Consider the following 13,597-nt stretch of genomic DNA (forward strand, 5'->3'; position numbering starts at 1 on the left):
CGGCGCATGGCCGAGACCGCGACCCAGGCCAAGCTCCTGCGCGGGCTGGCCGAGGCCTTCGGGCTCGACGGCCCGCCTCAGCGTATCGAGGTCTACGACAACTCGCACATCATGGGCACCAACGCCGTGGGCGGGATGATCGTGGCGGGGCCGGACGGGTTCATGAAGAACCAGTACCGCAAGTACAACATCAAGGGCGAAGAGCTCGTCCCCGGCGACGATTTCGGCATGATGAAGGAGGTGCTGACGCGCCGCTTCACCCGTCTGCTGCGGGATGACCCGGACCGCGAGAAGGGGCTGTGGCCCGACCTTCTGCTGATTGACGGCGGCGCCGGGCAGGTCTCGGCGGTGGCCGAGATCATGCGCGAGTTCGGGGTCGAGGACGTGCCGATGGTGGGCGTGGCCAAGGGCATCGACCGCGATGCCGGCAAGGAAGAGTTCCACCGCGTGGGCCAGCGCCCCTTTGCGCTGCGCCACAACGATCCGGTGCTCTACTTCGTGCAGCGCCTGCGCGACGAGGCCCACCGCTTTGCCATCGGCACCCACCGCGCGAAGCGCGCCAAGAGCCAGATGGCGAACCCGCTCGACGAGGTGCCAGGCGTGGGCGCGGCGCGCAAGCGCGCGCTCTTGGCGCATTTCGGCTCCGCCAAGGCCGTGAGCCGCGCCAACCTCGCCGATCTCAAGGCGGTGGATGGCGTCAGCGCGGCGCTGGCGGAGCGAATCTACGCCTTCTTCCACGAGAAGGGTTGAGCGTCCCCGCGCCTGCGCTGCCCGATTTGCTGCGCCGCGCACTGGACCTCGCCTGCGCCCGGCCCTAGGTTGGCGGCGCAATTTGAAGGGGGCAGGCGCATGGCAGTCGGCAAGAACATCCGGACCTATTTCCAGGGCACCTGGCACGATGGCGACGTCTCGGTGATGCGCGCCGCCGATCACGGCTCGTGGCTCGGCAGCACGGTGTTCGACGGGGCGCGCTTCGTCAACGGGCTGGCGCCGGATCTCTGGGCCCATTGCGCCCGGGTGAACCGCTCGGCCGAGGCGCTGATGCTGCGCCCCACAGTCAGCACCGAGGAGATGGTGCAGATCGTCTGGGAAGGGCTCGGCGCCTATGCCGAGGGCGCGGCGGTCTATATCCGCCCGATGTACTGGGGCATCGGCGGCGACAAGACCGCCATCGTGCCCTCGGGCGATCAGACGGGCTTTGCCATCTGCCTCGAAGAGATCCCGATGGCCCCAGAAACCGCCAACACCACGCTCGGCCGCACCCGCTTCCGCCGCCCGGTGATGGAGGATGCGGTGGTCAACGCCAAGGCAGGCTGCCTCTATCCCAACAATGCCCGGATGCTGGCCGAGGTCCATGCCCGCGGCTTCGGCAACGCGCTGGTGGCCGACGCGATGGGCAACGTCGCCGAGAGCGCCACCGCCAATGTCTTCATGGTCAAGGATGGCGTCACCTTTACCCCGATCGCCAACGGCACCTTCCTGTCGGGCATCACCCGGGCCCGGCATATCTCCAACATGCGCGCCGACAGCATGGAAGTGCATGAGGCAGTGCTGAGCTTTGCCGATTTCGAGGCTGCCGACGAGGTCTTCCTGTCGGGCAACATGAACAAGGTCACCCCGGTGACGGCGTTCGAGGATGTCTCGTATCAGGTCGGCCCGGTCACCCGCCGGGTGCGCGAGCTCTACTGGGACTGGGCCGCGACCACCGGCTGATCCGCCGCAGGGCGGCGCGCAGATGCGCCGTTGCCAAGGCCGGGGGGCTGCCCCATGATCGCCGGAAGGGAGAGCCAAGATGCGCAAGTTTCTCGTCATTCTGGATGACAGCCGCGAATGCCTGAACGCCATGCGCTTCGCCGCCATGCGCGCGGCGAAGACCAGGGGAGGCGTGACCATCCTGTCGGTGATCCCGCCGGACGAGTTCAACCACTGGATCGGCGTCGGCGACCTGATGCGCGAGGAGGCGCGGGAGCGCATCCACGCCCATTACGAGGTCTTCGCCAAGTGGATGCGCGACCGCCACGATGTCGATCCCGAGCTGGTGATCCGCGAGGGCGACGTGGTCAGCGAGATCCTCGACCAGGTCCGTGCCGATGACGATATCGGCGTGCTGGTGCTGGGCGCGGCCTCGGGCAAGAAGGGGCCGGGGCCGCTGGTGAGCCAGCTCAGCCGCAGCTCGGGCAGCCTGCCGATTCCGGTGACCATCGTGCCGGGGGAGCTCTCGAAGGAGCGGCTCGAGGACATCACCTGAGCGCTGCGCTCTGTGGTCGGCGTCGGGATGTGAGTATTTAGGGACGTAGAGAAGCAGGCAGCGCGGACTGTGGGTGGGCAGGGCGCGCGTTTGTTTCGGGCTGTGGACCGGGCGGGTGCGGTGGATCTGTCGGTGTTGAAGCCACGAGGCCGCGTGGCTCCCTGAGGCGAGCACCGGGGTACCATTTGAGAGCTGCGCTTCGTGGTCGGTGTCGGGATGTGAGTATTTATCGACGTAGAGAAGCAGGGGGCGTGAGCTGCGGGCGGCGTGGCGCGTCACTTGCGGGCGGCTCCGGGGCGTGGTTGCTTAGAATGGTTCTAAACCTTGACGCTGCGACGGCAGAGGCGCATATAGGAGGGGCCCGGAGAAAGGTACCCTTGAGATGTTCATTCAGACCGAATCCACCCCGAACCCCGCGACGCTGAAGTTTCTGCCCGGCCAGACTGTTCTGGGTGCCGGCACCGCCGATTTCCCGAGCGCCGACGGCGCCGAGGCCTCGCCGCTGGCCAAGCGCCTGTTCGGCGTGACCGGTGTGACCGGTGTCTTCCTGGGAAGCGATTTTGTCACCGTGACCAAGGCCGACGGTGCCGATTGGGATCACGTGAAGCCCGCCGTGCTTGGCGCGATCATGGAGCATTTCCAATCCGGCGAGCCGGTGATGGCGGGCGAGGGCGGATCCTCGGGCCATGCCGCTTTCGAGGGTGAGGACGAGGAGATCGTCGGCCAGATCAAGGAACTGCTCGACAGCCGGGTGCGCCCGGCGGTGGCGCAGGATGGCGGCGACATCACCTTCCACGGCTTCGAGCGCGGCGTCGTCTACCTGCACATGCAGGGTGCCTGCGCCGGCTGCCCGTCCTCGACGCTGACCCTCAAGATGGGCATCGAGAACCTGCTGCGCCACTACATCCCCGAAGTGACCGAGGTGCGCCCGGTCGCCGTCTGACGGCGGCGCGCGACACCGGTTCCGAGACCCGGGCGGAGCCGCCCGGGCGCAAGGTTGCATGACCGATACCGTTCTTGCCTTCGACACTTCCTCTGCCTGCGTGGCGGCCTGCCTGCTGCGCGGGGACGAGGTACTGTGTCTGCGGCAGGAGGAGATGGCGCGCGGGCAGGCCGAGCGGTTGGTGCCGATGCTCGAGGAGATGCTGGCGGAGGCGGGGCTCGGCTGGGGCGATCTCGACGCGCTCGGGGTGTGCACGGGGCCGGGCAACTTCACCGGCATCCGCATCTCTGTGGCGACGGCCCGCGGGCTGGCGCTGTCGCTCGGTATTCCCGCGGTGGGCGTGACGGCACCGGAGGCAACGGTCTGGGGCGCCAAGCACCCGGTCGCGGCGGCGGTGTTCGGCTCGCGCCGGATGTCCTATGCGCAGCGCTTCGACGCGGATGGCGCCGGGCCGGTGCTGTCTTTGGCCGATGCTGAGGCGATAGCCGACGAGCTCGGCGAGATGCCGGTCCTCAGTCACTCGCTGCCCTTCGGGGAGCCGGCGCAAAGCCTTGTCGAGGGCGTGGCGCGGGTGGCCGCCGAGCGCTTCCGCGACCCGGGTCTGCCGAGGCCGAGCCCGGTCTACGTGCGCCCCGCCGATGCCGCGCCCTCGCGCGAGGCGCCGCCGGCGATCCTGCCGTGAGCCCGGCCGAGCTGGCGGCGCTGACGGCGCGGGCCTATCGCCACATGCAGCCGTGGTCGGAGGCGGATTTCGCCGCGACGCTCGCTCATCCCTCCGCCCTGCTGGCCGAGGCCGAGGGTGCCTTCGTGCTCGGGCGGGTGATTGTCGACGAGGCCGAGATCCTGGCGCTTGCCAGCGACCCGGAGGGCCAGCGGCAGGGCCGGGGGCGCGCGGTTCTCGGCGCTTTCGAGGCCGACGCCAAGGCCCGCGGTGCGGTCTCGGTCTTCCTTGAAGTGGCGGCGGAAAATGCCCCGGCGCGGGGGCTTTACGCGGCCTGCGGCTATGTCGAGAGCGGCCGGCGCAAGGGCTATTACCGGCGCGCCGACGGCAGCCGCGACGACGCGCTGCTCATGACGAAGGCGCTGACCCGAGGTTAGCGCCCGCAGGGCGGAAATCGCCGCGTCAACGGATGCAGAATCCGGTTGACCCTGTTGCTTCTCAAAGCCTTAAATCAACCATGATCTGCACGGATCTGGCATAAGAGCTGCGCGCAAGCCCGCGCCGCCACCACCACCTGGGAGCAACATATGACCCTGATGACCAAATTCCTCGGCGCAAGCGCCGCGCTGGCGCTGACCGCAGGTGCCGCGCTGGCCGATCCGGCGCTGGTCTACGACCTTGGCGGGAAATTCGACAAGAGCTTCAACGAAGCCGCGTATAACGGTGCCGAGGCCTATGCCGCCGCGACCGGCGGCGCCTATCGCGATATCGAGCTGCAGTCCGAAGCGCAGCGCGAGCAGGCCCTGCGCCGCTTCGCCGAGGCCGGCTTCAACCCGGTGGTCACCACCGGCTTCTCCATGTCGACCCCGATCGCCTCGGTGGCGGCGGATTACCCGGACACCAAGTTCGTCACCATCGACGGCTTCGTGAACCCCGAGGAGCACCCGAACGTGCTCTCGATCCTGTTCTCCGAGCACGAGGGCTCGTATCTCGTCGGCATGATGGCGGCGATGGCCTCCGAGAGTGGCACCGTGGGCTTCGTGGGCGGCATGGACGTGCCGCTGATCCGCAAGTTCGCCTGCGGCTACGCCCAGGGCGTGAAGGCGGCGAACCCCGACGCCACGGTGATCGCCAACATGACCGGCACCACGCCGGCGGCCTGGAACGACCCGGTGAAGGGCTCGGAGCTTGCAAAGGCGCAGATCAGCCAGGGCGCCGACGTGATCTATGCCGCCGCCGGTGGCACCGGTCTCGGCGTGCTGCAGACCGCCGCCGACGAGGGCATCCTGTCGGTCGGCGTGGACAGCAACCAGAACCACCTGCACCCGGGCAAGGTGCTAACCTCGATGCTCAAGCGCGTCGACGTGGCGGTGCAGGAATCGATGACGGCAGGCGCCGATCTCGAGACCGGCGTGATGGTGCTGGGGCTGGCCGAGAACGGCGTCGGCTACGCGCTCGACGAGAACAACGAGGCACTGGTCTCCGAGGAGATGAAGGCGGCGGTCGATGCGGCGCGCGAGCAGATCATCGCGGGCGAGATCGCCGTGCATGACTACTCCTCCGACGACAGCTGCCCCGTGCTGAACTTCTGAGTTCCGGCGGGCCGGTGAATTCGGCCCGCTCCCCAGACAGGGCCGGCTCCACCCCCCATGCAGGCGTCCGCGCGATGACGCCCGCACGGGCGGAGGAGCCGCGTTTCCAGATACGACCCGGGAATTTGCCATGACCGCCCCCGCCATCGAGCTGAAAGGCATCTCCAAGGCCTTCGGCCCCGTCCAGGCCAACAAGGACATCTCGATCCGCGTCATGCCGGGCACGATCCACGGCATCATCGGCGAGAACGGCGCCGGGAAATCGACCCTGATGTCGATCCTCTACGGCTTCTACAAGGCCGATGCCGGCGAGATCTTCATCAACGGCCAGCGCACCGAGATCACCGACAGCCAGGCGGCGATCTCCGCCGGCATCGGCATGGTCTTCCAGCATTTCAAGCTGGTGCAGAATTTCACCGTGCTCGAGAACGTCATCCTCGGCGCCGAGGACGGGCCGATGCTCAACGCCTCGCTGGCCCGCGCCCGCGGCGTGCTGCGCCAGCTCTCGGAGGAATACGAGCTCTCGGTCGACCCCGAGCAGCTGATCGAAAACCTCAGCGTCGGGCACCAGCAGCGGGTCGAGATCCTCAAGGCGCTCTACAGGCAGGCCGACATCCTGATCCTCGACGAGCCCACGGGCGTGCTCACGCCCGCCGAGGCCGATCACCTGTTCCGCATCCTCGACAACCTCCGGGCCGAAGGCAAGACGATCATCCTGATCACCCACAAGCTGCGCGAGATCATGGAGATCACCGACACCGTCTCGGTGATGCGCCGCGGCGAGATGACCGCCACGGTCAAGACCGCGGAGACCTCGCCCGAGGAGCTGGCCGAGCTGATGGTGGGCCGCAAGGTGCTGCTGCGGGTCGACAAGGCCCCGGCCCAGGTCGGCGCGCCGGTGCTGCAGGTCGAAAACCTGCGCCATGTGGACAGCCACGGGGTCGAACGCCTCAAGGGCGTCTCGCTCGAGGTCCGCGCCGGCGAGATCCTCGGCATCGCAGGCGTCGCCGGCAACGGCCAGTCCGAGCTGCTCGAGGTGCTGGGCGGCTATGCCGACGCCACCGGGCGGGTGCTGGTCAATGGCGACGAGATCGACCTGACCGGCGCCAAGTCTGACGGCCAGTCGCGCCGCGCCCGCGGCATCGCCCATGTGCCCGAGGACCGGCAGACCGAGGGGCTGATCATGCCCTATACCGCGTGGGAGAACATCGTCTTCGGCTACCATCGCGACCCGCGCTACCAGTCGGGCATGCTGATGAACAACGCGCTGATCCGCGAGGAGGCGCAGGACAAGATGACCCGCTACGACGTGCGCCCGCCGAACCCGCAGCTTGCCGCCAGGAACTTCTCCGGCGGCAACCAGCAGAAGATCGTGCTGGCGCGCGAGATCGAGCGCGACCCCGACATCCTGCTGATTGGCCAGCCGACCCGTGGCGTCGACATCGGCGCCATCGAGTTCATCCACCAGGAAATCGTGCGCCTGCGCGACAAGGGCAAGGCGATCCTGCTGGTCTCGGTCGAGCTCGACGAGATCCTGTCGTTGAGCGACCGCATCGCGGTGATGTTCGACGGTCAGATCATGGGCGAGCGCCTGCCCTCGGAGACCGACCAGACCGAGCTCGGCCTGCTGATGGCCGGCGTCACGGAGCGGCCCGACAAGCCGCTGATCGAGGCGGTCGACGCCTCGCTTCACGAGAAGGAAGCCCGGGAGGCCGAACAGCATGACTGACCGCCTCGCCGCCCCCCTTGAAGCGCCCGCTGCTTCTTTACGTCCCAAATACTCCCGCCGGAGGCACCCGCGCCCGCAGGGCGCGCCAATGAACCAAGAGGCCCCGAATGGATAAGATGCCCGCCTGGGCCGATGCGGTGCTCGTGCCCCTGATCTCGATCCTGCTCGCCGCCGCGCTCTCGGCGCTGGTGATCCTCGCCATCGGCGAGAACCCGGTCGACGCGTTCAAGCTGATGGTCGACGGCGCTCTGATGCGCAGCTCCGGCTGGGGCTACACGCTCTATTACACCACCAATTTCATCTTCACCGGGCTTTGCGTTGCGGTGGCTTTCCACGCCAAGATGTTCAACATCGGCGGCGAGGGGCAGGCGATGATCGGCGGGCTCGGCGTGGCGCTGGTCTGCCTGTTCATCCCGTTCCCGCACTGGAGCATCGCGCTGCTGGTGGCGACGCTCGCCGCCGCCGCCTTCGGGGCGCTCTGGGCGCTGATCCCGGCCTATTTGCAGGCCAGGCGCGGCAGCCATATCGTCATCACCACGATCATGTTCAACTTCATCGCCTCGGCGGTGCTGAACTACGTGCTGGTCAACGTGCTGCGCCCGCAAGGAGCCATGGATCCGGCCACCGCCAAGTTCCCCGAGGCAACGCAACTGCCAACCTTCCAGGACATCTTCGCCACCGCCGAGAACCCGCTGTTCCGCGGCTCACCGGCCAACGTGACCTTCTTCCTCGCGGTGCTGGCCTGCGTCGCCTTCTGGTTCCTGATGTGGCGCACCAAGCTCGGCTATGAGATCCGCGCCTTCGGCCATTCCGAGAGCGCGGCGCGCTATGCCGGCATCTCGCCGGTGCGCATCACCATCGTGGCGATGCTGATCTCGGGCGGCCTGGCCGGCATGATGGCGCTCAACACCACCATGGGCGAGGCCGAGCGGCTGGTGATGAACGCGACCGAGGGCGCCGGCTTCATCGGCATCGCGGTGGCGCTGATGGGCCGCTCGCACCCGGTGGGGATCTTCCTCGCGGCGCTGCTTTTCGGCTTCCTCTACCAGGGCGGCGCCGAGCTGGCGCTCTGGACCAACATCCCGCGCGAGCTCATCACCGTGATCCAGGCGCTGGTGATCCTGTTCACTGGGGCGCTCGACAACATGGTGCGGATGCCGCTCGAACGCATCTTCCTGGCGACCCGGCGGAGGAACGGCTGATGGATTTCGCAACCCTTCTGCAGGTGCTCGATTCCACCGTGCGACTCGCCACGCCGCTGCTTTTCGCCTGTCTCGCGGGGCTGTTCTCCGAGCGCTCGGGCGTCGTCGATATCGGCCTCGAGGGCAAGATGCTCGCCGCCGCCTTCGCCTCCGCCGCCGTCGCCGCGGTGACCGGCTCGGTCTGGCTTGGCCTGCTCGCCGGGATCGTCTCGGCCACGCTGATGAGCGCCATCCACGGGCTCGCCTCGATCACCTTCCGCGGCAACCAGCTGATCTCGGGCGTGGCGATCAACTTCCTCGCCTCCGGTCTCACGGTGCTGATCGCGCAGAGCTGGTTCGGGCAGGGCGGCCGCACCCCCTCGCTGATTGGCGGCGGGCGCTTCACCCCGATCACGCTGCCCTTTGCCGAGGCGCTCTCGGGCGTGCCGGTGATCGGGCCGATCTATGCCGAGCTGATCTCGGGGCATTCGATCCTCGTCTATGTCGCCTTCCTGATGGTGCCGCTGTCGTGGTTCATCCTCTACCGCACCCGCTTCGGCCTGCGCCTGCGCGCGGTGGGCGAGGCGCCCGAGGCGGTCGACACCGCCGGCGTCTCGGTGATTGGGCTGCGCTATGCCGCCATCGCCATCTGCGGTCTGCTCTGCGGCCTGGCCGGGGCCTATCTCGCCACCGGCCTGCAGGCGGGCTTCGTGCGCGAGATGACCGCGGGGCGCGGCTACATCGCGCTCGCGGCTCTGATCTTCGCCAAGTGGCGGCCGTGGTACGCGCTCTATGCCTGCCTGCTCTTCGGCCTGCTGCAGGCGGTGGCGCTGCGCTACCAGAATATCGACCTCGGCGGCATCGTGATCCCGGTGCAGGTGATGGACGCGCTGCCCTATATCCTCACGGTGATCATCCTCGCGGGCTTCGTCGGCAAGGCGATCCCGCCGCGCGCCAGCGGCGAGCCCTATCTCAAGGAGCGCTGAGCACTGGCCTCCGCCCCTCCGAGCGACTATCTCGGAGGGGAGTGAGCTGAGCAAGGAGCAGGCCAATGCGGGTGATCTTCATGGGAACGCCGGAGTTCTCGGTGCCGGTGCTCGACGCGCTGGTCGGGGACGGGCACGAGATCGCCGCGGTCTATTGCCAGCCGCCGCGCCCCGCCGGGCGGGGCAAGAAGGACCGGCCCACACCGGTGCACGCCCGCGCCGAGGCGCTGGGGCTCGAGGTGCGCCACCCGGTGAGCCTGAAATCTGCCGAGGAGCAGGCGCGCTTGGCCGCGCTCAAGGCCGATATCGCGGTGGTGGTGGCCTACGGGCTGATCCTGCCGCAGGCCATTCTTGATGCGCCCGCGAAGGGCTGCCTCAACATCCACGCCTCGCTGCTGCCGCGCTGGCGCGGGGCCGCGCCGATCCACCGGGCAATCCTGTCGGGCGATGCGGAAACCGGTATCTGCATCATGCAGATGGAGGCCGGGCTCGACACCGGGCCGGTGCTCCTGCGCGAGGCCACCGCGATCGGCGTGGAAGAGACCACCGGCGAACTGCATGACCGGCTCAGCGCCATGGGCGCGCGGCTGATCGTGGAGGCGCTGTCGCGGCTGGACGCGCTGACGCCTGAGGTGCAGCCCGAGGAGGGCGTCACCTACGCGCAGAAGATCGACAAGGCCGAGGCGGCGGTCGACTGGTCGCGCCCGGCCGACGAGATCTCGCGCCAGATCCGCGGGCTGGCGCCGTTCCCCGGCGCCTGGACCATGCTCGGCGAGCACCGCATCAAGCTCTTGGGCGCGCGCGTGGCCGAAGGGCAGGGCGCACCGGGCACGGCGCTCGATGACGGCTTCACCATCGCCTGCGGCGAGGGCGCCGTGCAGATCACCCGCGCGCAGCGCGCCGGCAAGGGGGCGCAGGATGCCGAGACCTTCCTGCGCGGCATGGCGATCCCGCAGGGCGCGCAACTGGGGGCGGGCTGATGTTTCCCACGCTGATCGGCACGGTGGTGATCGCGGGCATCGTCGGCTACGCCTCCGAGCGCAGCGGCTTCACCCGCAACGGCATTCTGGCCAGCATCATCATCTGTATCGGCGGCGCGTTCCTTGCGTATTTCATCCGGCTGATGTTCGGCATCGGCTTCGGCTCGCCGGGGCTCAACGCCATCGCCTCGTCGATCGGGGCGCTGATCATCGTGCCGTTCCACTGGCGCAGACGGAGGTAAGGCCCATGTCGGTCGTCTGGCTCATCATCATCGGTGCGGCGGCGGGATTCCTTGCCACGCGTTTCATGAAGGTCAATCTCGGCGTGGTCGAGACCGTCGCCATCGGCATCGCCGGGGCGGTGATCGGCGGGCTGGTGCTGCGCATGCTGATCGCCATGACCGGTGCGCTGGCCGGGCTGGTCGGCGCGGTGCTGGGCGCCATGCTGCTGCTCTGGCTCTGGCAGGTCTACAACCGCCGCTGAGCGCGGTCCCGTCTCTTCTCTTCCGCTCCCGTCGCTGTCCATGAGGCAGATCAAGGTGGCGCCGCGTAAACCGGCGCTTCGTTGATATGTCACTACGCGCATATGACCGCGCGACGTGAGGGAGGGTCATCACCGATGAAGAGGAGACACGACATGACACGTCTGAAGACCACGCTGGCCGCGCTCGCGGCCCTCGCGCTGAGCGCTGGGGCGGGGCTGGCCGATGACATGGGAAAGCAGGACTTCATCGAGGGCTGCGCCGGCTGCCACGGCGAGAGCGGCATGGGGCAGGGGCCCCTGGCCGAGCTTCTGACCGTCGAGGTGCCGGACCTGACGCATCTTTCGGCCAACAATGACGGCAAGTTCCCCATGCTCGACGTGATCCACGTGATCGACGGCCGCACCATGCTGCGTGCGCATGGCGATCCGATGCCGATCTGGGGCACGGTCTTCAAGTCGCGCCTGATGGGGGAAAGCGGCATGATGGGCGGCGCCGAGGCGCTGGCCCGCGGGCGCATCCTGTCGATCGCCTACTACCTCGAGTCGATCCAGCAGTAACCGCCTTGGCCCGGGGCGGAGCACCGGTTCCGCCCCGGGCTGTGCGGCTGCGCAAGGATCCTGCGCGCGTCCCCGGAATTGCTTGCGCGCGTCGAAACCCTAGGTTCTGCTCTAACCGAAGAGGAGAGAGCCGATGGGTTTGCTGGTTGACGGCGAATGGCAGGACCGCTGGGACTACAACGACGACAGCGGCAAATTTCAACGCAGCGAGACAGCGTTTCGCAACTGGATCACCGCCGATGGCAGTGCCGGCCCGTCCGGCGAGGGCGGCTTCAATGCCGAGCCGGGGCGTTACCACCTCTATGTCAGCTATGCCTGCCCCTGGGCGCATCGCGCGCTGGTGTTCCGTGCCCTCAAGGGACTCGAAGACCTGATCGGGGTCAGCGTGGTGCATCCCGAAATGCTGTCGGACGGCTGGACCTTCAAGACCGATTTTCCCGGTGCCACGGGAGACCGGCTTTACGATCTGCCCTTCCTGCGCGACCTCTACACCAAGGCGCAGCCCGACATCTCCGGCCGCGTCACCGTGCCGGTGCTGTGGGACAAGGAGCGCGAGACCATCGTCTCGAACGAAAGCGCCGAAATCATCCGCATGTTCAACGAGGCCTTCGACGGCCTTACCGGCAACCGTGACGACTACTGGCCCGAAGAGCTGCGCGAGGCGATCGAGCCGGTCAACGCGCGGATCTACGACACGGTGAACAACGGCGTCTACAAAGCCGGCTTCGCCACCTCGCAAAGCGCCTATGACGACGCGGTCGGCCCGCTCTTCGAGAGCCTCGACTGGATCGAGGAACGGCTCTCGAAAGGCCGCTACCTGATGGGCGACCGGATCACCGAAGCCGACTGGCGGCTCTTCACCACGCTGATCCGCTTTGATCAGGTCTATAACTGCCACTTCAAGTGCAACAAGGCCCGGATCGTCGACTATCCCAACCTCTGGGCCTACACGCGCGAGCTTTACCAATGGCCGGGCGTTGCCGACACCGTGCACTTTGACCACATCAAGCGGCACTACTATTACAGCCACGACATGATCAATCCGAACCGGATCGTGCCGGTGGGACCCGATCTCGACCTGACGGCGCCGCACGGGCGCGAGGCGCTCAAAGCAGCCTGATCCGGCCTCAGTGCGGCTCGGGCTGGCCGAAATGCTCGACCATGGCGGCCAGATCTGCGGGCGGGGTCGCGCTGGGCAGGTAGGCGCAGGCGTTGCTGCACAGCTGGAAGATCGAGCCGTCCGAAAAGAACGAGGTGTTGGTGACGAAGATCACCTTCGCCCCGGGTCGCCGGTAACTGGCGAAGTCCGCCACGGCGAGCGCGCTGCCCTCCTCGAGCACGAGATCCAGAACGATGACATCGAACGGCGCTCGCAGCAGCCGTTCGGTCGCCTCCTCCTCGGTTGCGGCGGTCTCGACCCTGGCGCCAAGCCTTTCGAGATGGCGTGACCAAAGCCCGCCAAGTTCCGTCCGGCTTTCGACGATGAGCACCTTCATGCGCGCCTCCGATGGCAGTCGCCCCAAGCGATGACGCCTTTGTCCTCCTCACTTCTAAAGAAATGTTTAACGAAGCCGTAAGGAATGTGAACGAAAGGCAAACATCGGCGGGATCGCGCTTCTTGCGCGGCGAAGCGGGCCTGATACTGTGCCGCCAAACGCGGAAACGAGGTTCACATGCGCGCGCTCTCAATTCTCATCGCCCTGTCACTTCCCGGCGCGAGTCTGGCGCAGGAGGTGCCCTGCGGCCGCGACTTCTCGGCCTTCAAGGCTGGCCTGCGCGAGGAGGCCATCGCCATGGGCCACGATGCGCAGGTGACCGACCGCTTCCTTTCCGGCGTGCGGCAGGACAGCAGCGTGCTGCGCCGCGACCGGGCGCAGGGCATCTTCCAGACCCCGTTCATCGAGTTCTCGCGCAAGCTCATCAGCCAGGACCGGCTCGACCGGGGCCGCAAGCTGGCGCAGCGCTGGGACGAGGTCTTCGACCGGATCGAGCGCGACTACGGCATCTCGCGCGGCGTGCTTCTGGCATTCTGGGCCTTCGAGACCGATTACGGCGCCTTCCAGGGCGACTTCAACACGCTGAACGCGCTGGTGACGCTGGCGCATGACTGCCGCCGGCCAGAGATCTTCCGGCCGCAGATCTTTGCCGCGCTGGAGCTCTACAAGCGCGGCGATTTCGATCCCGCCCGCACCACCGGTGCCTGGGCGGGCGAGATCGGCATGGTGCAGATGCTGC

General features: G+C 67.7%; 17 protein-coding genes. 16 read left to right on the forward strand and 1 reads right to left on the reverse strand.

All coding sequences use genetic code 11. The features are described 5' to 3' along the window. The 15 genes from AC6RA4_RS15940 to AC6RA4_RS16010 form a co-directional block, all read left to right on the forward strand. On the forward strand, positions 1–750 hold a 750-nt coding region (locus tag AC6RA4_RS15940; RefSeq protein ID WP_500161975.1), incomplete at its 5' end, for a helix-hairpin-helix domain-containing protein. A gap of 99 nt (positions 751–849) precedes the next feature. Next, on the forward strand, positions 850–1,713 hold the full coding sequence (locus AC6RA4_RS15945; protein ID WP_500161977.1) for a branched-chain amino acid aminotransferase: 864 nt from the start codon (positions 850–852) through the stop codon (positions 1,711–1,713). A 79-nt stretch (positions 1,714–1,792) separates the two neighbouring features. Next, the gene (locus tag AC6RA4_RS15950; protein ID WP_500161979.1) at positions 1,793–2,248 is read left to right on the forward strand and encodes a universal stress protein; all 456 of its coding nucleotides are present in this window, start codon (positions 1,793–1,795) and stop codon (positions 2,246–2,248) included. Between the two features lie 382 nt (positions 2,249–2,630). Next, positions 2,631–3,191 (forward strand): NifU family protein, encoded by a 561-nt coding sequence (locus AC6RA4_RS15955; RefSeq protein ID WP_500161982.1) that lies wholly within the window; start codon positions 2,631–2,633, stop codon positions 3,189–3,191. 58 nt (positions 3,192–3,249) lie between these two features. Beyond that, a complete protein-coding gene (gene tsaB, locus AC6RA4_RS15960; protein ID WP_500161984.1) occupies positions 3,250–3,873 on the forward strand; it encodes a tRNA (adenosine(37)-N6)-threonylcarbamoyltransferase complex dimerization subunit type 1 TsaB in 624 nt (207 codons plus the stop codon). After that, positions 3,870–4,289, forward strand: a complete 420-nt coding sequence (locus AC6RA4_RS15965; protein ID WP_500161986.1) for a GNAT family N-acetyltransferase — start codon at positions 3,870–3,872, stop codon at positions 4,287–4,289. The genes tsaB and AC6RA4_RS15965 overlap by 4 nt, the downstream gene beginning before the upstream one ends. 150 nt (positions 4,290–4,439) lie before the next feature. Further along, complete coding sequence (locus AC6RA4_RS15970; RefSeq protein ID WP_500161988.1) at positions 4,440–5,444, forward strand: BMP family lipoprotein; 1,005 nt, start codon at positions 4,440–4,442, stop codon at positions 5,442–5,444. A gap of 130 nt (positions 5,445–5,574) precedes the next feature. Next, complete coding sequence (locus AC6RA4_RS15975; RefSeq protein ID WP_500161990.1) at positions 5,575–7,173, forward strand: ABC transporter ATP-binding protein; 1,599 nt, start codon at positions 5,575–5,577, stop codon at positions 7,171–7,173. Positions 7,174–7,280: 107 nt separating this feature from the next. Further along, entirely contained in the window at positions 7,281–8,375 is a 1,095-nt protein-coding gene (locus AC6RA4_RS15980; protein WP_500161992.1) for an ABC transporter permease, read from the forward strand. Beyond that, positions 8,375–9,340, forward strand: a complete 966-nt coding sequence (locus AC6RA4_RS15985) for an ABC transporter permease (RefSeq protein ID WP_500161995.1) — start codon at positions 8,375–8,377, stop codon at positions 9,338–9,340. The genes AC6RA4_RS15980 and AC6RA4_RS15985 overlap by 1 nt, the downstream gene beginning before the upstream one ends. A gap of 65 nt (positions 9,341–9,405) precedes the next feature. After that, positions 9,406–10,320, forward strand: coding sequence for a methionyl-tRNA formyltransferase (fmt, locus tag AC6RA4_RS15990; RefSeq protein WP_500161997.1), 915 nt, complete (start codon positions 9,406–9,408; stop codon positions 10,318–10,320). Beyond that, positions 10,320–10,562, forward strand: coding sequence for a hypothetical protein (locus AC6RA4_RS15995; protein WP_500161999.1), 243 nt, complete (start codon positions 10,320–10,322; stop codon positions 10,560–10,562). The genes fmt and AC6RA4_RS15995 overlap by 1 nt, the downstream gene beginning before the upstream one ends. 5 nt (positions 10,563–10,567) lie before the next feature. Beyond that, positions 10,568–10,804, forward strand: a complete 237-nt coding sequence (locus tag AC6RA4_RS16000) for a GlsB/YeaQ/YmgE family stress response membrane protein (protein WP_500162001.1) — start codon at positions 10,568–10,570, stop codon at positions 10,802–10,804. 153 nt (positions 10,805–10,957) lie between these two features. After that, the gene (locus AC6RA4_RS16005) at positions 10,958–11,362 is read left to right on the forward strand and encodes a c-type cytochrome (RefSeq protein ID WP_500162003.1); all 405 of its coding nucleotides are present in this window, start codon (positions 10,958–10,960) and stop codon (positions 11,360–11,362) included. A gap of 133 nt (positions 11,363–11,495) precedes the next feature. After that, on the forward strand, positions 11,496–12,482 hold the full coding sequence (locus tag AC6RA4_RS16010) for a glutathione S-transferase family protein (protein ID WP_500162005.1): 987 nt from the start codon (positions 11,496–11,498) through the stop codon (positions 12,480–12,482). Positions 12,483–12,489: 7 nt separating this feature from the next. Here the strand turns inward: AC6RA4_RS16010 and AC6RA4_RS16015 are convergent, their stop codons facing one another. Further along, positions 12,490–12,858, reverse strand: coding sequence for a hypothetical protein (locus AC6RA4_RS16015; protein WP_500162007.1), 369 nt, complete (start codon positions 12,856–12,858; stop codon positions 12,490–12,492). A gap of 177 nt (positions 12,859–13,035) precedes the next feature. Here AC6RA4_RS16015 and AC6RA4_RS16020 point away from each other — a divergent pair. Further along, positions 13,036–13,597 (forward strand): lytic murein transglycosylase (locus AC6RA4_RS16020; RefSeq protein ID WP_500162009.1); only part of this gene is annotated, 562 nt, incomplete at its 3' end.

It is taken from the genome of Salipiger sp. (genome assembly GCF_059781815.1).

Coding starts and splice junctions, on each gene's coding strand:
- AC6RA4_RS15945 (WP_500161977.1), top strand. CDS start 850: ATGGCAGTCGGCAAGAACATCCGGACCTATTTCCAGGGCACCTGGCAC.
- AC6RA4_RS15950 (WP_500161979.1), top strand. CDS start 1,793: ATGCGCAAGTTTCTCGTCATTCTGGATGACAGCCGCGAATGCCTGAAC.
- AC6RA4_RS15955 (WP_500161982.1), top strand. CDS start 2,631: ATGTTCATTCAGACCGAATCCACCCCGAACCCCGCGACGCTGAAGTTT.
- tsaB (WP_500161984.1), top strand. CDS start 3,250: ATGACCGATACCGTTCTTGCCTTCGACACTTCCTCTGCCTGCGTGGCG.
- AC6RA4_RS15970 (WP_500161988.1), top strand. CDS start 4,440: ATGACCCTGATGACCAAATTCCTCGGCGCAAGCGCCGCGCTGGCGCTG.
- AC6RA4_RS15975 (WP_500161990.1), top strand. CDS start 5,575: ATGACCGCCCCCGCCATCGAGCTGAAAGGCATCTCCAAGGCCTTCGGC.
- AC6RA4_RS15980 (WP_500161992.1), top strand. CDS start 7,281: ATGGATAAGATGCCCGCCTGGGCCGATGCGGTGCTCGTGCCCCTGATC.
- AC6RA4_RS15985 (WP_500161995.1), top strand. CDS start 8,375: ATGGATTTCGCAACCCTTCTGCAGGTGCTCGATTCCACCGTGCGACTC.
- fmt (WP_500161997.1), top strand. CDS start 9,406: ATGCGGGTGATCTTCATGGGAACGCCGGAGTTCTCGGTGCCGGTGCTC.
- AC6RA4_RS15995 (WP_500161999.1), top strand. CDS start 10,320: ATGTTTCCCACGCTGATCGGCACGGTGGTGATCGCGGGCATCGTCGGC.
- AC6RA4_RS16000 (WP_500162001.1), top strand. CDS start 10,568: ATGTCGGTCGTCTGGCTCATCATCATCGGTGCGGCGGCGGGATTCCTT.
- AC6RA4_RS16005 (WP_500162003.1), top strand. CDS start 10,958: ATGACACGTCTGAAGACCACGCTGGCCGCGCTCGCGGCCCTCGCGCTG.
- AC6RA4_RS16010 (WP_500162005.1), top strand. CDS start 11,496: ATGGGTTTGCTGGTTGACGGCGAATGGCAGGACCGCTGGGACTACAAC.
- AC6RA4_RS16015 (WP_500162007.1), bottom strand. CDS start 12,858: ATGAAGGTGCTCATCGTCGAAAGCCGGACGGAACTTGGCGGGCTTTGG.